The 17,934-nt window shown below is 57.1% G+C and carries 20 protein-coding genes; 9 read left to right on the top strand and 11 right to left on the bottom strand.

Annotation, left to right across the window (positions count from 1 at the left end; genetic code table 11):
• Window positions 1–40 precede the first annotated feature (40 nt).
• The 8 genes from sapF to LAC65_RS07905 form a co-directional block, all read right to left on the bottom strand.
• Complete coding sequence (gene sapF / locus LAC65_RS07940; RefSeq protein ID WP_039384515.1) at window positions 41–844, bottom strand: putrescine export ABC transporter ATP-binding protein SapF; 804 nt, start codon at window positions 842–844, stop codon at window positions 41–43.
• A complete protein-coding gene (gene sapD, locus LAC65_RS07935) occupies window positions 844–1,839 on the bottom strand; it encodes a putrescine export ABC transporter ATP-binding protein SapD (protein ID WP_039384513.1) in 996 nt (331 codons plus the stop codon). The genes sapF and sapD overlap by 1 nt, the downstream gene beginning before the upstream one ends.
• On the bottom strand, window positions 1,839–2,729 hold the full coding sequence (sapC, locus tag LAC65_RS07930; RefSeq protein ID WP_039384510.1) for a putrescine export ABC transporter permease SapC: 891 nt from the start codon (window positions 2,727–2,729) through the stop codon (window positions 1,839–1,841). The genes sapD and sapC overlap by 1 nt, the downstream gene beginning before the upstream one ends.
• Window positions 2,716–3,681, bottom strand: a complete 966-nt coding sequence (gene sapB / locus LAC65_RS07925) for a putrescine export ABC transporter permease SapB (protein WP_039384506.1) — start codon at window positions 3,679–3,681, stop codon at window positions 2,716–2,718. Before sapB ends, sapC begins: the two co-directional genes overlap by 14 nt.
• Window positions 3,682–3,684: 3 nt before the next feature.
• Window positions 3,685–5,301, bottom strand: a complete 1,617-nt coding sequence (sapA, locus tag LAC65_RS07920) for an ABC transporter substrate-binding protein SapA (RefSeq protein WP_039384504.1) — start codon at window positions 5,299–5,301, stop codon at window positions 3,685–3,687.
• A 557-nt stretch (window positions 5,302–5,858) separates the two neighbouring features.
• A complete protein-coding gene (locus tag LAC65_RS07915; RefSeq protein ID WP_039384502.1) occupies window positions 5,859–6,446 on the bottom strand; it encodes a hypothetical protein in 588 nt (195 codons plus the stop codon).
• A 232-nt stretch (window positions 6,447–6,678) separates the two neighbouring features.
• Complete coding sequence (locus LAC65_RS07910; RefSeq protein ID WP_039384499.1) at window positions 6,679–7,161, bottom strand: hypothetical protein; 483 nt, start codon at window positions 7,159–7,161, stop codon at window positions 6,679–6,681.
• Window positions 7,161–7,826, bottom strand: coding sequence for a winged helix-turn-helix domain-containing protein (locus tag LAC65_RS07905; protein ID WP_039384497.1), 666 nt, complete (start codon window positions 7,824–7,826; stop codon window positions 7,161–7,163). The genes LAC65_RS07910 and LAC65_RS07905 overlap by 1 nt, the downstream gene beginning before the upstream one ends.
• Window positions 7,827–8,134: 308 nt before the next feature.
• Between LAC65_RS07905 and LAC65_RS07900 the strand changes: the two genes are divergently transcribed.
• On the top strand, window positions 8,135–8,542 hold the full coding sequence (locus LAC65_RS07900) for a hypothetical protein (RefSeq protein WP_039384496.1): 408 nt from the start codon (window positions 8,135–8,137) through the stop codon (window positions 8,540–8,542).
• A 17-nt stretch (window positions 8,543–8,559) separates the two neighbouring features.
• Here LAC65_RS07900 and pspF read toward each other — a convergent pair whose 3' ends face one another.
• On the bottom strand, window positions 8,560–9,561 hold the full coding sequence (pspF, locus tag LAC65_RS07895; RefSeq protein ID WP_039384493.1) for a phage shock protein operon transcriptional activator: 1,002 nt from the start codon (window positions 9,559–9,561) through the stop codon (window positions 8,560–8,562).
• A gap of 164 nt (window positions 9,562–9,725) precedes the next feature.
• Between pspF and pspA the strand changes: the two genes are divergently transcribed.
• From pspA to tyrR, 7 genes are all read left to right on the top strand, one after another.
• A complete protein-coding gene (pspA, locus tag LAC65_RS07890) occupies window positions 9,726–10,391 on the top strand; it encodes a phage shock protein PspA (protein WP_039384491.1) in 666 nt (221 codons plus the stop codon).
• A gap of 59 nt (window positions 10,392–10,450) precedes the next feature.
• Window positions 10,451–10,675, top strand: a complete 225-nt coding sequence (gene pspB / locus LAC65_RS07885; protein WP_039384488.1) for an envelope stress response membrane protein PspB — start codon at window positions 10,451–10,453, stop codon at window positions 10,673–10,675.
• The gene (gene pspC / locus LAC65_RS07880) at window positions 10,672–11,019 is read left to right on the top strand and encodes an envelope stress response membrane protein PspC (protein WP_039384486.1); all 348 of its coding nucleotides are present in this window, start codon (window positions 10,672–10,674) and stop codon (window positions 11,017–11,019) included. Before pspB ends, pspC begins: the two co-directional genes overlap by 4 nt.
• Before the next feature lie 45 nt (window positions 11,020–11,064).
• On the top strand, window positions 11,065–11,313 hold the full coding sequence (gene pspD / locus LAC65_RS07875) for a phage shock protein PspD (RefSeq protein WP_039384485.1): 249 nt from the start codon (window positions 11,065–11,067) through the stop codon (window positions 11,311–11,313).
• Window positions 11,294–12,691 carry a YcjX family GTP-binding protein gene (locus LAC65_RS07870; RefSeq protein ID WP_039384484.1) on the top strand — a complete coding sequence of 466 codons (1,398 nt, stop codon included), beginning with the start codon at window positions 11,294–11,296 and terminating at the stop codon, window positions 12,689–12,691. Before pspD ends, LAC65_RS07870 begins: the two co-directional genes overlap by 20 nt.
• A complete protein-coding gene (locus tag LAC65_RS07865; protein ID WP_039384483.1) occupies window positions 12,688–13,758 on the top strand; it encodes a YcjF family protein in 1,071 nt (356 codons plus the stop codon). The genes LAC65_RS07870 and LAC65_RS07865 overlap by 4 nt, the downstream gene beginning before the upstream one ends.
• A gap of 211 nt (window positions 13,759–13,969) precedes the next feature.
• Entirely contained in the window at window positions 13,970–15,535 is a 1,566-nt protein-coding gene (tyrR, locus tag LAC65_RS07860; RefSeq protein WP_039384482.1) for a transcriptional regulator TyrR, read from the top strand.
• Between the two features lie 62 nt (window positions 15,536–15,597).
• Here the strand turns inward: tyrR and tpx are convergent, their stop codons facing one another.
• Window positions 15,598–16,101: a thiol peroxidase gene (gene tpx, locus LAC65_RS07855; protein WP_039384481.1), complete on the bottom strand. Its 504-nt coding sequence runs from the start codon at window positions 16,099–16,101 to the stop codon at window positions 15,598–15,600.
• 149 nt (window positions 16,102–16,250) lie between these two features.
• Here tpx and ycjG point away from each other — a divergent pair, with 149 nt between their 5' ends.
• Window positions 16,251–17,237 (top strand): L-Ala-D/L-Glu epimerase, encoded by a 987-nt coding sequence (gene ycjG / locus LAC65_RS07850; RefSeq protein ID WP_039384480.1) that lies wholly within the window; start codon window positions 16,251–16,253, stop codon window positions 17,235–17,237.
• Here ycjG and mpaA read toward each other — a convergent pair.
• Window positions 17,206–17,919 carry a murein tripeptide amidase MpaA gene (gene mpaA, locus LAC65_RS07845; protein WP_039384479.1) on the bottom strand — a complete coding sequence of 238 codons (714 nt, stop codon included), beginning with the start codon at window positions 17,917–17,919 and terminating at the stop codon, window positions 17,206–17,208. The two genes, ycjG and mpaA, sit on opposite strands and share 32 nt — an antisense overlap.
• Window positions 17,920–17,934: the final 15 nt, after the last annotated feature.

The raw sequence follows: 17,934 nt of genomic DNA, 5'->3' as shown, positions 1-17,934 counted from the left end.
ACGGTAAACCGCACCGCGTTTTCCGCGAGACGGGCGGCATTCAGAGCGCGCGCCGCCAGGCTTCAGCGGTCAGCGCTTCACCAAAGTGGCTGGCGATGAGCCTTTTGGTCAGCTCATGCAGCGGCGAGGCTAAAACATCTGCGGTGCCGCCGCGCTCAACCACTTCACCCTGATGCATCACCAGCACCTGATCGCTGATATGTTTCATCATGCCAAGATGCTGCGTGACGTAGATATAGGCGATGCCATGTTTCTCCTGCAGCTCCAGCATCAGGTTAACCAGCTGAGAGCGCATGGTCATATCCAGCGAGGCGAGCGCCTCATCGGCCACGATCACCTTGGGCTGCAGAATCAGCGCACGCGCCAGCGCCAGGCGCTGCTTCTGGCCCGGCGCCAGCATATGCGGATAGTATCCTGCATGGTCGCGCAGCAGCCCGACCTGACGCAGCGTGCTGATAATACGCTGCTCGCGCGCCTCATCATCCAGCTCCGTGTTCAGACGCAGCGGCAGGTCGAGGATCTGACTGACGCGCTGGCGCGGATTCAGCGAGGTCGACGGGTCCTGAAAAATCATCCGGATGCGCTGGCTGCGATAGCCGTAGTCGCCATAGCTCAGCGGATGATCGTCAATCAGCATTTCACCGGCACTGGGAGCCACCATGCCGCTCAGCATCTTGGCCAGCGTGGATTTGCCGGAGCCGTTCTCGCCAATGATTGCCAGCGTCTGCTTTTCACGCAGCGTAAAACTGACATTTTTTACCGCCTCGACGTGCTGGCGACGAAACAGCCCGGTGCGATAGCGATAGGTTTTGCTCAGGTTGCGTACTTCCAGCAGGGTTTCCATTACTGACGCTCCCGGTTAAGCGGAAAGTGACAGGCAAACAGATGCGATTTACTGCCGGTCAGGCGCGGCGTTTCAACGCATTTGCGCTGCGCGTAGGGGCAGCGCGGGCCGAGCCGGCAGCCAATCGGCAGATGCTCCAGCGACGGAATCGCGCCGGAGAGCGTGTTCAGACGGCTTTTGTGCGGTAGCGCGCTGCCAAAATCGGGCATCGCGCGGATCAGCGCCTGCGTGTAGGGGTGGTGCGGCGTGCTCATCAGCTCTTCGCTCTGCGCGGTCTCCACCGTCTGTCCGCAATACATCACGTTAATGCGGTCAGCCCATTTGCTCATGGTGCGCAGATCGTGGCTGATCAGCAGAATCGTGGTGTTGTTATTCTGGTTCAGGCGGCTCAGCAGGCGAAATATCTGCGCCTGGGTGGTAGGCTCCATGGCGTTAGTCGGCTCATCGGCAATCAGCAGGCGCGGCTGATTTGCCAGCGCAATCGCTATCATCACTTTCTGACACTCACCCTCGGTAAGTTCGTAGGGAAAGCTGCGCATAATATCTTTGTGATCGCGAATACCTACCCGGTGCAGTAATTCAATAGCGCGTGCTTTGCGCCAGAACCACAGGCGCTGATACCAGCGGCCCTTATGCGTCCAGCGTGGGATCGCCTGCATCAGCTGGCGGCCGACGCTCTCCGAGGGATCGAGACAGGATTGCGGCTCCTGAAAAATCATCGAGACATTGTGCCCCATGATTTTACGCCGTTCGCGCGGCGAAAGACGCTGCAGATCGATGTCGTCAAACACCATACGATCGGCGGTAACGCGCCAGTTATCTTTCGTTACGCCGCAGATCGCTTTAGCCACCAGGCTTTTTCCGGAGCCTGATTCCCCCACCAGCCCGCGGATCTCTCCCTCGCTCAGCGTCAGGTTAATGCGGTCCACCGCCTTGACCGGCCCTTCGGGCGTCATAAACTCAATCGTCAGATTGCGGATATCCAGTAGCGGCATTATTCAGCTCCCGCCTCAACCGCGCGACGGATACCGTCGCCCAGCAGGTTAACAATCAGGACGCTTATCATTAGCGCCGCACCCGGCAGCATCACCGTCCAGGGCGCAACATAGATCAGCTCCAGCGCATCTCCCAGCATCGCTCCCCATTCCGGCGAAGGAAGCTGTGCGCCCAGGTCCAGGAAGCCCAGCGCGGCGATATCCAGGATTGCCATCGACAGTGAGCGGGTAAACTCACCAATCAGCAGCGGCAGGATATTGGGCAGCACCGCGTTCCAGAGAATGCTGAGATTGCGGGCGCCGTCCAGACGCAGCGCCACAACATACTCTTTCTCCAGCTCATCGTGCACGGCGGTGTAGATCTCCCGTACCAGCCGCGGGATCAGCGCCAGCAGCACCGCCAGCATGGCGTGCGCCAGCTGCGGCCCGAGAAAAGCAACCACGATAATCGCCAGCAGCAGTGACGGAATTGACAGCAGCGTATCCAGAACGTGGTTCATCACGGCGGAACGCACGCCGCGCGTCATGCCCGCCAGAATACCCAGCAGCAGCGCGGCCAGCGCGGCCAGCAGCGTCACCACCAGCGCGGAACCCACCGTCGGCGCCACGCCGCTCAGCAGACGGCTCAGCACATCACGGCCCAGGTCGTCAGTGCCGAGGAAAAATGAGACGTCGCCGTAGCGTGACCAGGAGGGCGGCAGCAGCTGATAGCCCAGAAACTGCTGATCGATGCCATACGGCGCGATCAGCCGGCCAAACAGGCAGAGCAGCAGCAGCGTGCCAAAGCCATACAGGCCGATCATCGCGCCCGTATCGCGGTAGAAGTGATGCCAGCTGAGGCGCAGCGTGCTTGGCAGCCGCTTCTCGGCGTAAACGTTATCGATGGGCATACCACTCCTTGTGCTTTAGCGGGTTCAGGGCGGCGCCAAGAATATCAGAGAGAACGCTGACGATAATCACCAGCCCGCCCGCCACCATTACGCCGGCGGAAATGGCCGCATAATCCTGCTGGCGGATGGCGTTAATCAGCCAGCGTCCCAGACCCGGCCAGTTGAAAACGACTTCGGTGATCATCGCCAGCGTCAGCATGGTCGAAAATTGCAGTCCCAGCCGCGGGATCACCGGTGGCAGGGCGTTATGCAGCACGTGACGGCGGATTACGGTGAAGCGCGACAGGCCGCGGGTAGCCGCCGCTTTAACATAATTTTTATCCATCACTTCACTGGTACTGATGCGCAGCAGCCGGATCACTTCGGTGGTGGGTGCCACGGCGAGCACGATCACCGGCAGCACCATATGTGACAGCGCGCTCAGCAGCATCTCATGACGCCAGCGCGACGGACTCAGCCAGGCGTCGATCAGCGCAAACCCGGTGACATTCTGCACCGGATAAAGCAGGTCGAATCGACCCGATACCGGCAGCCAGCCGAGCGTTAGTGAAAAAAACAGGGTAAACAGCAGCGCCAGCCAGAATACCGGCATGGAAAAGCCCAGCAGCGCCAGCGCGCTGATCGCTCTGTCCGGCCATTTTTTACGCATGACCCCGGCACAGATACCGAGCGGAATACCGGCCAGCAGCGCGAGCATAAACGCGAGCACGCACAGCTCCAGCGTGGCGGGGAAGACTTCACGCAGCTGCAGATCAACCGGCAGCCCGTTAATGCTGGAGACGCCAAAATCAAACTGCAGCAAACCCTGGGTCCAGAACCACCACGCATCGAGAAGCGACGCGCCTTCGAGCGGCGCGTTTGGGGTGAAATAGCTCAGGCTGAAGCTCACCAGCGACAGCAGAAACAGGGTGATCACCAGCAGCAGCAAACGGCGCAGTAAATAGATAATCATCGGTTACTCTCCGCTCTGCTCATCACGATGTACGCCGGCGAAAGAGGCGTTGCCAAACGGACTCAGTACCAGCCCCTGAATATCGTGCCGGTACGCCTGCACGCGCAGTGAAGAGGCGAGCGGCAATACCGGCAGCTCCTGAGCAAGCAGCTGCTGTGCACGGTCATAGCTTTCAATCCGCGCGGAGAGCTGCTGAGAGAGCAGGGCGCGCTGCAGAGACTCATCGAACGCCGGGGAACACCAGTGAGCATAGTTGGTCTGGGAACGGATCGCCGCACAGCTGAGCAGCGGACGGAAGAAGCTATCAGGATCGTTGCTGTCGGTGGCCCAGCCGCTCAGGGTTAAATCGTGGTTCATCGCCATCAGCTGCGCTTCCTGAAAGCGGCCCTCAACCGGGGTGATAATAACGTTAACGCCGACCTGCGCCAGATCCGCCTGCAGCAGCTCGGCGGTTTTAAGCGGGCTGGGGTTCCAGGACATGGAGGTGGTTGGCACCACCAGACGCAGCGTCAGGTTTTCGATGCCGAGGGCTTTCAGCGCCGCGCGCGATTTGTCCGGATTATATTCCGTTACGCGGGCGTCGCTGTCATAGGCCCACGAGGCGCGCGGCAGGATAGACGCTGCAGTTTCCGCCGTGCCGTAATAAATGGACTCCATCAGGCGCTCATTATTGATTGCCAGCGCCAGCGCGTGCCGCACTTCAGGCCGGTCCAGCGGCGCTTTACGGGTGTTAAACGCCAGATAAGCGATATTCATGCCGGGGCGCAGCGTCATGCGCAAACGCGGATCGTCGCGCAGGATCGAGAGCTGGCTCGCCGCCGGATAAGCCAGTACGTCACACTCGCCGGTCAGCAGTTTTGACAGACGGCCGGTGCCGCCAACGCCCAGGTCAATCACCACCTGCTGCAGGCGCGGTACGCCCTTCCAGTACCAGGGATTACGCGCCAGGCGCAGATACTGCCCGGTACGATACTCGCTCAGCTGATAGGGACCGGTGCCCACCGGTTCGCGATCCAGCTTCTCCTGCTGCCCTTTGGCATCCAGCTGCGCGGCATACTCCTGTGACAGTACCGGCGCGTAGTGGGTAGCGATATGCCATAAAAAAGAGGCGTCAGGCGCGTTCAGGCGGATCTCCACGGTATAGCGATCCAGCTTTTTGACGCTCTGGACGGAGTCGGAAAACTGCAGGCTGTCAAAATAGGGATAGCTGCCGCCGTTAACATTATGCCACGGATGATGCCGGTCAAACATCCGCGCAAAACTGAATACCACATCATCGGCGTTCAGCGTGCGGCGGGGCGTAAAGCTGGCGGTATGCTGGAAAGAGACATTCCGCCGCAGATGAAACCGGTAGGTTGCGCCGTTATCGCGCACTTCCCAACTCTGCGCCAGATCGGGTATTAAACGATAAGTGTAAGGGTCAACGTCCAGCAGTCTGTCGTAGAGCTGCGCGGCCAGGGTATCAACCACCAGGCCGCTGCTGACCATCTGCGGGTTAAAAGTGTTAACGCTGCCGTTTACACAATAGACAAAGCCGGTCTGACGGATCGATTCCGCAGGCGCAGCAGACGCGCTCAAAGCGCTGAAACTCAGCAGCAGCGAGAAGAGAATTTTTAGCATAGAACTCAACGATTCTGAGGCAATAGCCAGAGTGTATCGCAAACCGGTAAGAGTTCCCAAACTCCCCGGCACGCCAGCAGCAATAACAGCCATATCGCCCAAAAAACAGGCGCAATAACTGTGTGGGAATGAGAAAAATTCTCAATAAAGCTTTACAGATGATAATAGGAATGATTATTATTCACCTGCGCTTCACCGGTGGCTCTGCCGGAGAAGAGCACGACATTGCTCACATTGCTTCCAGTATTATGTTGCCCGCCCTGTGCGGGCTTTTTTTTTCTTCCTGACTGGCGCGGCAGCGGCGTTGGCTGCGTTCAGCAGAACCGGTCACATACTGATGTATGCTCCCGGTCTCCGCTTCACTTGCCGCCTTGCTGCCACGCCAGTCAGTTTGAAAAAAAGGGACTGTTTTGTCTGCGCCACGCTCCTGCGGAAAGATAATATCAGGTCAGGCAGAACAGGATGGAAATAAAACAGCAGGTCAAAATAAAACCGATCGTTAAAATAAATTTCATAGGGTATGACGGTTATTAAAAATCATGTACGGCAGAAAGCAATCAGCCTGCTATATAGTAAGGCTGACTGCTAAAATAGCGCTCCGAAAAACAGCGACTGCGCCGGATATAACCTGATTCTTCAAGACGTAAACGGATTATTTCCCGGCAGAAGATCTCCTGCGCGCCGGCACGCCAGACCGAAATAGCTTTCAGGTAGGCCGCATTATTTTTGATGCCCAGTCGGCTGAATGCGGCGTTTTTAAAATTAAACCAGGTTTTATAATCTACTCCCATTCTGCAGCGTGACATCTCCTCACTCATTCCACGGCCGGTATCAAGCAGAACGCGTTTCTGACCGGTAGAAACTGAAATGTGCCAGAAAGCTCCGCGCTGAAATTTTTGTAGCAAATCACGCAGGCGCTCAATATCCGTATTACGCGGTACAACAATTTTCAGGCGCTCCAGAAACAGTGCAACCGCATCTCCCGTCAGAGAGTGACCGCCGCTGTTAGGTCTTGCATCAAGAAAGTAAAGGTTACTGATACCATCATCCATAATAAGCAGTGGGAAATGGCTCAGATAATCATTATCGCGGTAGAGTTGTTCAAACCCCCATTGAAAGAAAATATCATCCGTAATCAGAATCATCGCTCAGGCTCGCTATCAACTTATGCCCGACGTGCAATTCAGGGCATGAAAAATGAATAATCTGCTTGAAATGAATGATGGCGTACGGTGCACGACTTCGGAATAAAGGTAAGGTATTTACCTTTTATTACACATTAAACTCTAACTGAATCATCTTCTGAAGCATTTAAGTCTGCGCGCAAACTTTGTATCACATTTTCAGCGCGTAAATTAGCGTCGGAAAACGATCGGCTTAGTGCGGCTCAGAGACCCTGCAGGCATAAAGCGGGAAAGCGAGACCAGAGAATAACCAGACGCCGGGAGCCACCTGCTCGATTCGGGTGATGTGCGTTTGCCTTCCCGTTTCAGGACGCAGGCGATGCATTATTGCATCGGGCACGGCATCATCGAATGATTTATTGCCCGAGGCGAGAGTAAGTCTGAAAGTATCTCCTTCTACTGCTGCCAGAGTAAAAGTATAAAAGCGATTATAGCGCCACTGCTTACCGTTTGCGGTTACTGTCCCGGTATCGTGAGCAAACCCCTGCTGATGCAGAATCGTTACCACGCGTGAAAAACGCGCCTGTACAGAAGCTGAAGCCATACTTTCTGTAATCGTGGCAGTGCACTGCTTCATCTCCGGAAATGTATTCGCACTGATAATAAGCCTGACCACAACGCCGGTGGTCAGCAGGAGAAACAGAGCCAGCAGGCTGAGATGCAGAGGGGAGCGCATTATTTTTCGATATAGTTGATACATTGCCGATCATCCTGCGGACAAACCGCAATCATAGAATAGCGCTGGCCAGACAGTTTGCTGTCGCGGATACCATCAATAGTCACTGCGGGACGCTGGCAGGGCGCAAAGTCCTCCAGTTTCTCTCTGAGGCTGCTGAGGCTGCCCCGATCGCCACGCTCAATAGTAATGCAGCCCGGTCTGGTCGTTAAAAATGAAGCAATGACGGCTGTAATTATTATCAGCAGGAGAATCGAGGCCGGCAGCAGAAACCGGCATCTGTGCAGCGCTGGCGGTCTCTTTGCTGACGCAAGTGAATCGGTTGCCGACGCGGGATATTCTGTTACTGCAGCGCTGAAAATAATGCCCTGATGCGGCACGGTGGCAAGCACCTCTCGTTCAGCGCCCAGGTCGCTGAGATAACGCCGCAGCAGGCTCAGGCTTTTGTTCACATTGGCTTCTGAGCCGGAATAAGGAGAGTGATCGAGTGCCCGCTGACCGAGCTCTGATTTGGTCCATATCTGATCCGGATATGAGATGAAAAAATCGAGTAAAATAGCGACAGAGCCGGGTGTAAGGCTTATTCTGTTATCAGCATCATCGCGGTGAGACAGGGTTTTCGCCTTAGCGTCATAAATTATGGTGTGGTTAATAATGTAGCGCATGAACAGCGAATAAGATCCTATGAGGCGGAAAGCGGTGACTGCTTATGATAGCGCATAGAGATCATACAATGCCACTACCTGAAAAGAAAGGCGGCCGGCTGAACCAGGAATAATCTGTCAGCAGAAGGAATATGAGGTTTCCGTTTTTTAATATCAAGAAACTAGTTCGTTGTGAGCCGATTTAAATTTTTTCTAAACTGCGTTAAATATTTAATAAATCGCTTTTTTCTTAAATTGCGTTGAGGTGTTTATCCTGTTTATGTCAGATGATAAAGTTGCGTTTTCCCTCCTGAGTATTTAAAGGAATAATGACAGCAATTAATGATAACTGTTGCTGCTATTTAATACGTTTCATGCTTAAACCTGTAAAGTATTTTGTCAGCGATCATGCGCTGAGTGGATTTTTGTTGCATCGCGCTGATTGCCTGCATTTGCCTGCGGCCGACGCGCGCACTTTTATTGGCAGTTGTTATTCAAAAGAGCAGGCACTTTCCGTTTCACAGACAAATTATCGTGGCGTTAAATTGTGCCTGGAGTGCCTGATTCCGGCGGAAACAGCGTCATTTCTGCCGCTGGTAGTAAAATCCGGCAGCAGAAAAAAGCAGAAGACTTCGCCTGAAGAGAAAGCTGAAATGATCTATCTGCCTGCAGAACGCAAAAGCCGTAAGCGAATAATGAAAGTGAAAGCGGTCAGACATCTGCCGCAAACGTCCTGAGCCTCCGTATAGGAGACTCAGGGTAGCTCTTTCACTTCAACATCATGCTTTTTCATCATTGCCCGCAGCTGATGATAGGTCACACCCAGCAGCCCGGCCGCACGCCGCTGGTTAAACTTTGCCTGCTGCAGGCTCATTTCCAGCAGCGCACGCTCCTGCTGATACTGCCACTGGCGCAAATCGAGCGGCAGCGCGGGCAGGGCTGCTGATTCGGCAGGGCGCTGCGGCTCTGCTGAATCAGCAGCACGTGAAGCAAACGGATTGATGATGATCATGTCCAGTGGCTCTTCGGTGCTGCGGTGACGATACACGGAACGCTCCACAACATTCTTCAGTTCGCGCACATTGCCGGGCCAGCGGTGATCCAGCAGCTCCCGCTGCGCACGTTCGCTGAAGCCGGGAAACAGCGGCAGACGCAGCTCGCGACACATCTGAATAGCAAAATGCTCTGCCATAAGCAGAATATCGCTGCGTCGCTGGCGCAGCGGCGGTAACTGCACCACATCAAAGGCGAGACGATCCAGCAGGTCCGCCCGGAATTTTCCGGCAGCAGCGAGCGCGGGCAGATCTTCATTGGTGGCGCAGACCAGGCGTACATTAACCTGCAGCGCGTGATTACCGCCAACGCGCTCCAGCTGGCCATATTCGATTACGCGCAGCAGCTTCTCCTGAACCAGCATCGGTGCGGTCGCCAGTTCATCAAGAAACAGCGTGCCGCCGTCGGCGCGCTCAAAGCGGCCAAGATGACGCTTCTGCGCGCCGGTAAAAGCGCCCGCCTCATGCCCGAAGAGCTCAGAGTCGAGCAGGCTCTCATTAAGCGCCGCACAGTTAAGCGAGATAAAAGGGCCCTGCCAGCGTTCAGACAGATAGTGCAGCCGGCTGGCGATCAGCTCTTTACCGGTGCCGCGCTCACCTACCACCAGCACCGGTTTTTCCAGCGGTGCCAGCTGAGACACCTGCTCCAGCATCTCAAGAAAATTATTCGACTCACCCAGCAGGTTATCGTTGCCATTAGCCATGATGAATTTCACCAATAGTTATGTAATTTAATCATTCTGGCCTTTCGCAGCAGGAATGTAAACCCAGCGCAGTCAATAAAATCAGCCACTTAAAAGTTGGCACGCATCTTGTAAGCAGTACAGGCGTCCCGACCATATACATGACAATATTGAGGAACATCATTATGGGTATTTTTTCTCGTTTCGCTGACATCGTAAACGCTAACATTAACTCGCTGCTTGAGCGCGCAGAAGATCCGCAGAAACTGGTACGCCTGATGATTCAGGAAATGGAAGACACGCTGGTTGAGGTACGTTCAACTTCTGCACGCGCGCTGGCTGAGAAAAAGCAGCTGCTGCGCCGTATTGAACAGGCTGAAGTCCAGCAGTCGGAGTGGCAGGAAAAAGCGGAGCTGGCTATCAGCAAAGAGAAAGAGGATCTGGCACGCTCTGCGCTGATTGAAAAACAGAAACTTACCGATCTGATTAGCCTGCTGCAGCAGGAGTCAACGCAGGTGGATGAGACGCTGGAGCGTATGAAAGGCGAGATCGGTGAGCTGGAAAACAAGCTCAGCGAAACCCGCGCCCGCCAGCAGGCGCTGACGCTGCGCCATCAGGCTGCTTCCTCATCACGCGATGTTCGTCGTCAGCTCGACAGCGGCAAAATTGATGATGCGATGGCGCGCTTTGAATCCTTTGAGCGTCGTATCGACCATATGGAAGCTGAAGCGGAAAGCCAGCGCTTTGGTAAATCAAAAACGCTGGATCAGCAGTTTGCGGAGCTGAAAGCTGATGATGAAATCAGCCAGCAGCTCGCCGCACTGAAAGCCAGAATGAACCGCGGTGAGTGATCGCGTCCGGGCCCGTTTTCGGGCCCGGCTGAAACGGTGTAGATGATTAAGGAGAGTCAATGAGCGCACTTTTTCTTGCCATACCCCTGACAATTTTTGTGCTGTTTGTCGCACCCATCTGGTTATGGCTGCATTACAGCAACCGGCGCAGCGCAGGTGAACTGTCGAATAATGATATGCAGCGGCTGCAGCAGCTGACGCAGGAAGCGCAACGTATGCGCGAACGCGTTCAGGCGCTGGAAGCGATTCTTGATGCGGAGCATCCAAACTGGAGGCAGCCATGACAGGCGATCGCAAACTCTGGCGCATTCCGCAGCAGGGCAAAGTACGCGGCGTGTGTGCCGGCGTAGCGGAATATCTCGACATACCGGTGCGTCTGCTGCGCGTCATCGTCGTGCTGTCACTGTTCTTTGGCCTGTTTATGATCACCGTGACCGCCTATTTTATTCTCGGCTATGTGCTGGATGAGAAACCGGCCACGCTGCCGGATCAGAAGCAGCCAACGGCCCGTGAACTGCTGGATGAGCTGGCGCTGACCCTGAGCCAGGATGAGCGCAGCGTTCGCGATGTAGAGCGTTACGTGACCTCTGAAACCTTCAGCGTGCGCAGCCGTTTTCGTCAGCTCTGATCCCCGGACCCTCGCGGGTCCGCATCTCAACTCATAAGGGGATTTATGCACACTCAGCGAATGACTGCTCTGCGCCGTCGCGCAACGCCTGCGTTGAAGTCGGCCGGAAAATTCATCATTATCAGTGCGGTAACATATGGTCCCGGCGGGCTCGCCGGCTGGGCTGTTAAATCGGTGGCGCGCCGTCCGCTGCGCCTGTTGCTGGCGGCCGCCCTGGAACCGCTGCTGAGCAGGGCGTTTCGCCGTCTGTCAGCGCGATTCATCAGGGAGAACGATGAAAAAACTGCAAAATGAACTTGTCGCGTTGATGAACCGCGGCGTGGATCGTCATCTGCGCCTGGCGGTCACCGGACTGAGCCGCAGCGGCAAGACCGCGTTTATTACCTCGCTGGTCAATCAGCTGCTGAACGTCCATCACGGCGCGCGCCTGCCGCTGTTTTCAGTGGTACGCGAAGAGCGTTTACTTGGCGTCAAGCGCGTGCCGCAGCGCGAGCTCGGTACGCCGCGCTTTACCTATGATGAAGGGCTGGCTCAGCTCTACGGCGCGCCACCCGCATGGCCCACCCCAACGCGCGGCGTCAGCGAAATGTGCCTCGCGCTGCGCTACCGGCCTGATAACTCACTGCTGCGTCACTTCAAAGATACCGCCACGCTCTATCTTGAGATCGTTGACTATCCCGGTGAATGGCTGCTCGATCTGCCCATGCTGGCGCAGGATTATGTCAGCTGGTCGCGGCAGATGCGCGGACTGCTGCAGGGCGACAGAGAGAAATGGTCAGCCCGCTGGCGTGAGCTCTGCCATAACCTCGATCCGCTGGCACCCGCTAATGAAAACCAGCTGGCAGAGATTGCCGCCGCCTGGACAGATTATCTGCACCACTGCAAAAGCCAGGGGCTGCACTTTATTCAGCCGGGCCGCTTTGTGCTGCCGGGCGAGATGGCGGGCGCACCGGCGCTGCAGTTTTTCCCGTGGCCCGATGCGGATGAGCAGGCTGTGAGCAAACTGGCACAGGCGCCGGCCGGCAGTAATTTTGCCGTACTGCAGCAGCGGTATAACTACTACTGTTCGCACGTGGTGAAAGGCTTCTATAAAAATTATTTTCTGCGTTTTGACCGGCAAATTGTGCTGGTGGACTGTCTGCAGCCGCTGAACAGCGGGCCGCAGGCGTTTAATGATATGCGTCTGGCGCTGACTCAGCTCATGCAGAGTTTTCATTACGGTCAGCGGACCCTGTTCCGGCGCCTCTTCTCCCCGGTGATAGACAAGCTGCTGTTTGCCGCGACGAAAGCCGATCACATCACCGCCGATCAGCACGCCAATATGGTGTCGCTGCTGCAGCAGCTGGTACAGGATGCCTGGCAGAACGCCGCATTTGAAGGTATCAGCATGGATTGCCTCGGACTGGCCGCTATACAGGCTACCGAAAGCGGCCTGGTGGATCACCGGGGCGAGAAGCTGCCGGCACTGCGCGGTGAGCGGCTGACAGATGGTGAGCCGCTCACCGTTTATCCGGGTGAGGTGCCGCCCCGTTTGCCGGGGAACAGCTTCTGGCAGCAGCAGGGGTTTCAGTTTGAGCAATTCCGGCCGCAATCGCTGGATATAGATCGGCCTCTGCCGCATATCCGCATGGATGCCGCGCTGGAATTTTTACTGGGAGATAAATTGCGATGAGTGATGAGACGCCGTTAAAAGCGCGAATCGATTTTGCCCGTCCGCTCAGCAGCGATGCGCAGCCACCGCTGCGTGCTGCGCAGACTTTTGACGTAAAAACCGCCGATTTTGTCGCAGCGACCGGGGCAGATCCGCTGCCTGAAGGCGCCGGTGAAAAGATGGTGGAGGCGGCGCTGCGACCTAAACGCAGCCTGTGGCGTAAAATAGCCGCTGCGGGCGTGGCGGTGTTCACCGTGAGCGTGCTGGCTCAGGGCGTACAGTTTATGCACGATGCGTGGCAGGCGCGCGACTGGTTTGCCCTGGGCAGCGGGGCGGCAGGCGGGCTGATTGTGCTGGCTGGCGCCGGCGCACTGATTGCGGAGTGGCGGCGTCTGTGGCGGCTGCGCCAGCGCGCAGAATCGCGCGATGTGGCGCGTGACCTGCTGCAGAGTCACGGCATCGGCAAAGCACGCGCCTTTTGTGAAAATCTCGCGCAGCAGGCGCGGCTCGATCAGGCGCATCCGGCGCTGCAGCGCTGGTATGCCGCGCTGCATGAGACGCATAACGATCGCGAGATTGTCACGCTCTACGCACAGCTGGTGCAGCCGGTACTCGATCGCCAGGCGCGCAGTGAAATCAGCCGCCACGCCGCGGAATCGACCCTGATGATTGCCGTCAGCCCGCTGGCGCTGGTGGATATGGCGTTTATCGCCTGGCGTAATCTGCGGCTGGTGAATCGTATCGCCGCGATTTACGGCATCGAACTGGGTTATTTCAGCCGTATCCGTCTGTTTCGTCTGGTGCTGCTCAATATGGCCTTTGCCGGCGCGTCCGAACTGGTGCGCGAAGTGGGGATGGACTGGATGTCGCAGGATATCGCGGCGCGTCTTTCAGCCCGTGCCGCACAGGGTATCGGTGCCGGGTTGCTGACCGCGCGGCTGGGCATAAAAGCGATGGAGCTGTGCCGTCCGCTGCCGTGGCTGGAAGAGGATAAACCCCGCCTTGGCGACTTCCGCCGCGACCTGGTGAGCCAGCTTAAAACCTCGCTGGCAAAAGGCAGCTCCGCCTCAGAGCAGAGTGCTAAATAATCAACGTTCCTGTCACTTTCATTCTGCTCCCATGCTAAAAGGCAACGTAAACGTTGCCTTTTTCGTTTCTTCCCGGCATAAGCAGCTCTGTCTGACCCGGCGAAAAGGGGAATCTGTGCTGCACTGTCAACTTTTCATGACACAGCCCTTCTGGGGTGCTGCAAGTTAGCGTATTATCTCTGAAATCAAAACCTGACTAAGGCTTACTGCCATGCGTTTGGAAGTTTTTTGTCATGACCGAATCGGTCTGGCGCGTGAACTGCTCGACCTGCTGGTCGCCCGCAATATCGATTTACGCGGCATCGAAATTGCCCCGCAGGGCCGCATCTATCTCAGCTTTTCTGCGCTGGAGTTTGACGCTTTCAGCAATTTGATGGCAGAGATCCGGCGCACGCCCGGCGTCACCGACGTGCGTACCGTGGCATATCTGCCCTCTGAGCGCGAACATCGCGCGCTCAGCGCGCTGCTGGTGGCGATGCCGGAGCCGGTCTTCTCTATCGATCTTAAAGGCAAAATTGAGCTGGCCAATCCGGCGGTGCAGCATCTGTTTGCGCTGGATGAGCAGAAAATCCGCAATCACAGCGTGGCGTCACTGATTGGCGGCGTTAATTTTCAGCGCTGGCTGGAGAGCGAACGGGTAGAGGCGCAGACCCAGCATGTGGTGATTCAGGGGCGTGACTTTCTGCTGGAAGCGCGACCCATCTACCTTGCAGACAGCGATGAGCAGGGCGATAACCCGGTGGGCGCAATGATCACGCTGAAGTCCACGGCGCGTATGGGACGTCAGCTGCAGAATCTCAGCGTCACGGATGAGTCCGAGTTTGACCATATCGTGGCGGTGACGCCTAAAATGCGTCAGGTCATTGAGCAGGCGCGTAAACTGGCGATGCACGATGCGCCGCTGCTGATTGTGGGCGATACCGGCACCGGCAAAGATATGCTGGCGCGCGCCTGCCACCTGCGCAGCGCACGCGGTAAAAAACCGTTTCTCGCGCTCAACTGCGGTTCGATTCCGGACGACGTGGCGGAGAGCGAGCTGTTTGGCCACGCGGCCGGCGCCTATCCCAACGCGCTGGAGGGGAAAAAGGGCTTTTTTGAGCAGGCCAGCGGCGGCTCGGTGCTGCTGGACGAAATCGGTGAGATGTCGCCGCGTATGCAGACCAAGCTGCTGCGTTTTCTCAACGACGGGACCTTTCGCCGCGTAGGCGAAGATCATGAAGTGCATGTTGATGTCCGGGTGATCTGCGCCACGCAAAAGAACCTGATTGAGATGGTACAGCGCGGGGAGTTCCGCGAGGATCTCTTTTACCGGCTCAACGTGCTGACGCTGAATCTGCCGCCGCTGCGCGAGCGTCCGCTTGATATTCTGCCGCTGACAGAGATGTTTGTGGCGCGTTTTGCCGATGAGCAGGGGCTGCCGCGCCCGCGCCTGTCACCGCAGCTGCTGCCGTTCCTGACGCGCTACAGCTGGCCGGGCAATGTCCGGCAGCTGAAAAACACGCTCTATCGGGCCATGACGCAGCTGGAAGGTTATGAGCTGCGTCCGCAGGATATCGTGCTGCCGGAGCAGGCGCTGGATGTGTCGCTGGGTGAAGAGGCGCTGGAGGGATCGCTGGATGAGATCACCGGCCGCTTTGAGCGTTCGGTACTGACCCGGCTCTATCTCTCCTATCCCAGCACGCGTAAGCTGGCCAAACGTCTGGGCGTATCGCACACGGCGATTGCCAATAAACTGCGTGAATATGGATTAGGGCAGAAGCGCGGAGAGAGCGAGTAGCTGCGCTGGCCTGTTCTGAACAGTAAAAACCGTCCCATAAGGACGGTTTTTTTATGAGCAACTTACTTCAGCGCGGCCAGCGCTGCATCGTAATCGGGCTCTTCGGTGATCTCATTGACCAGCTGGCTGTAAAGCACCTTGTCATTCTCATCAAGCACCACTACCGCACGGGCGGTCAGGCCTTTTAGCGGGCCGTCAGAGATAGCGACGCCATAATTCTCTTTGAACTCAGAGCCGCGCATAGCGGAAAGCGTGACCACATTGGCGACGTTCTCCGCGCCGCAGAAGCGTGACTGGGCAAACGGCAGGTCAGCTGAAATGCAGAGCACCACGGTGTTGCTGGTATCACCGGAGCGCTCGTTAAACTTGCGAACCGAGGCGGCGCAGACGCCGGTATCGATACTCGGGAAGATGTTCAGCACTTTGCGCTTTCCTGCATAGTCTGCCAGCGAAACATCAGCCAGATCTTTAGTGACCAGCGTAAAAGGCTGCGCCTGCTCGCCTGCCTGCGGGAAGTGGCCGGCAACCGGAACAGGATTACCCTGAAAGTGAACGTTCTGTGACATACAATCTCCTTTTTAAATGAAAAGTCAGCGCAGCGCGCGACTTTACGAAAACCGTTAAAGTTTATGCCATAATTTTTAGGGGTTTACGATTACCTTTCTTACAATAATCGCTCAGCTTCACATCAGGCGCACAATTTTAAGGTGTAAAAATGAGAACAGTGAAGAGTTATCCTGAAGCCTGGCCACTGCATTCGCCGTTCGTTATCTCGCGCGGCAGCCGGACGGAAGCGCAGGTTGTGGTGGTGGAAATTGAAGAGAATGGTATTAAAGGCACCGGAGAAGCGACCCCGTATGCCCGTTATGGTGAGAGCGAGGCCTCAGTGCTGGCGCAGATTGCCGCTCAGCTGCCCGCGCTGCAGCAGGGCTTAACCCGAAGCGCGCTGCAGCAGGCGATGCCGGCGGGTGCGGCGCGCAATGCCATTGATTGTGCGCTCTGGGATCTGGAACGCCAGCAGCATGGGCAGACGCTGGCCGCGCTGTGCGATCGCCCTCTGGCCGGGCAGGTAGCCACGGCGCGCACCATCAGTATCGATACGCCGGAAGCGATGGCCAGCAGCGCGCTGGCGCTGTGGCAGCATGGTGCAAAGCTGCTCAAAGTGAAAATGGATAATCATCTGATCAGTGAGCGGCTGGTAGCGATCCGCAGCGCGGTGCCGGAAGCGACCCTGATTATCGACGCAAATGAATCCTGGGAAGCGGAAGGGCTGGCGGCACGCTGTCAGCTGCTGGCGGATCTCAATATTGCGATGCTGGAGCAGCCGCTGCCCGCCGGGCAGGATGCTGCGCTGGCAAATTTTGTCCATCCGCTGCCGATCTGCGCAGATGAGAGTTGCCATACGCGCGACAGCCTGGCGGAACTGGCGGGGCGCTACGAGATGATCAATATCAAGCTGGATAAAACCGGCGGCCTGACAGAGGCGCTGGCGCTGGCCGCTACCGCGCGTGAGCAGGGATTTACGCTGATGCTGGGCTGTATGCTCTGTACCTCGCGCGCTATCCGGGCCGCGCTGCCGCTGGTTTCACAGGCCGCCTTCACCGATCTGGATGGCCCGACCTGGCTGGCAGCAGATGTCGATCCCGCGCTCTCATTCAGCTATGGCACACTTAATGCGGCGCCTGCCAGCGCAGCAGATTAATCATCGCCTCAAGATAGCGTTCGGTCGCCTCATCAACGGAAATCGGCGGCATTTCCGCCGTAATGCAGAGTAGCCCCAGATCGGCGCACCAGCTGCCAAAAGAACCCGGCGTGGCGTATCCCACGCTGCTTACCACCGGCAATGCGGTCTGCTCACCCAGCCAGCGCGCCAGCGCGCTGTGATGGGGATCGTCGATACAGGCCAGCGGTTCATGCCATGAGACCACCCAGCGCGGCTGCAGCTGATGGATCAGCTGGCACAGCGCGCTGGTTTCGGGTTCGGAAGCGGGCTTCTCACCAGTAGAGAGCACCACATCGCGTGCGTCAGCGGCGCTGTTCCAGCGGTAGTGCGTATCGCCCCGCTGCCAGTTAGCGGCGGGAAAGTTACGGTTGAGATCGACGCCGCGCGCGTTGGCGCGCAGCCCGAGCTGACAGCCGTCCGGATTCACGGCCAGAATGACATGATGGCGGCGCAGGGAGGCTGGCAGCGTCCGCAGCGCGGCGGAAAGCGTGGCGATTGCGGCGTTCTCATCGCCGTGAGTGCCGGCGATGATCAGTCCGCTCTCTTCATCAGCTGACTGCGCCGGAAACCAGAGCAGCGGGGCGCCGAGCGCCGAGCGACCATACTGCTGCCAGACCGCATCAAGCTGACCGCGCTGCGGTCGCGGGTGATGAAATGACATATCAGGCTCTCCTGT

Source organism: Pantoea eucrina, from assembly GCF_020079945.1.
GTDB classification, from domain to species: Bacteria; Pseudomonadota; Gammaproteobacteria; order Enterobacterales; family Enterobacteriaceae; genus Pantoea; species Pantoea eucrina.
This window is presented reverse-complemented; position numbering and strand designations above follow the sequence as displayed.

Excerpts from the sequence above, each read along its gene's own strand:
- mpaA (WP_039384479.1), bottom strand. The coding sequence starts at position 17,919 with ATGTCATTTCATCACCCGCGACCGCAGCGCGGTCAGCTTGATGCGGTC.
- sapD (WP_039384513.1), bottom strand. The coding sequence starts at position 1,839 with ATGCCGCTACTGGATATCCGCAATCTGACGATTGAGTTTATGACGCCC.
- sapA (WP_039384504.1), bottom strand. The coding sequence starts at position 5,301 with ATGCTAAAAATTCTCTTCTCGCTGCTGCTGAGTTTCAGCGCTTTGAGC.
- pspF (WP_039384493.1), bottom strand. The coding sequence starts at position 9,561 with ATGGCTAATGGCAACGATAACCTGCTGGGTGAGTCGAATAATTTTCTT.
- tpx (WP_039384481.1), bottom strand. The coding sequence starts at position 16,101 with ATGTCACAGAACGTTCACTTTCAGGGTAATCCTGTTCCGGTTGCCGGC.
- pspB (WP_039384488.1), top strand. The coding sequence starts at position 10,451 with ATGAGCGCACTTTTTCTTGCCATACCCCTGACAATTTTTGTGCTGTTT.
- LAC65_RS07900 (WP_039384496.1), top strand. The coding sequence starts at position 8,135 with ATGACAGCAATTAATGATAACTGTTGCTGCTATTTAATACGTTTCATG.
- sapF (WP_039384515.1), bottom strand. The coding sequence starts at position 844 with ATGGAAACCCTGCTGGAAGTACGCAACCTGAGCAAAACCTATCGCTAT.
- pspA (WP_039384491.1), top strand. The coding sequence starts at position 9,726 with ATGGGTATTTTTTCTCGTTTCGCTGACATCGTAAACGCTAACATTAAC.
- ycjG (WP_039384480.1), top strand. The coding sequence starts at position 16,251 with ATGAGAACAGTGAAGAGTTATCCTGAAGCCTGGCCACTGCATTCGCCG.
- sapB (WP_039384506.1), bottom strand. The coding sequence starts at position 3,681 with ATGATTATCTATTTACTGCGCCGTTTGCTGCTGCTGGTGATCACCCTG.
- pspC (WP_039384486.1), top strand. The coding sequence starts at position 10,672 with ATGACAGGCGATCGCAAACTCTGGCGCATTCCGCAGCAGGGCAAAGTA.
- LAC65_RS07910 (WP_039384499.1), bottom strand. The coding sequence starts at position 7,161 with ATGCGCTCCCCTCTGCATCTCAGCCTGCTGGCTCTGTTTCTCCTGCTG.
- LAC65_RS07870 (WP_039384484.1), top strand. The coding sequence starts at position 11,294 with ATGAAAAAACTGCAAAATGAACTTGTCGCGTTGATGAACCGCGGCGTG.
- sapC (WP_039384510.1), bottom strand. The coding sequence starts at position 2,729 with ATGCCCATCGATAACGTTTACGCCGAGAAGCGGCTGCCAAGCACGCTG.
- tyrR (WP_039384482.1), top strand. The coding sequence starts at position 13,970 with ATGCGTTTGGAAGTTTTTTGTCATGACCGAATCGGTCTGGCGCGTGAA.
- LAC65_RS07905 (WP_039384497.1), bottom strand. The coding sequence starts at position 7,826 with ATGCGCTACATTATTAACCACACCATAATTTATGACGCTAAGGCGAAA.
- pspD (WP_039384485.1), top strand. The coding sequence starts at position 11,065 with ATGCACACTCAGCGAATGACTGCTCTGCGCCGTCGCGCAACGCCTGCG.
- LAC65_RS07865 (WP_039384483.1), top strand. The coding sequence starts at position 12,688 with ATGAGTGATGAGACGCCGTTAAAAGCGCGAATCGATTTTGCCCGTCCG.
- LAC65_RS07915 (WP_039384502.1), bottom strand. The coding sequence starts at position 6,446 with ATGATTCTGATTACGGATGATATTTTCTTTCAATGGGGGTTTGAACAA.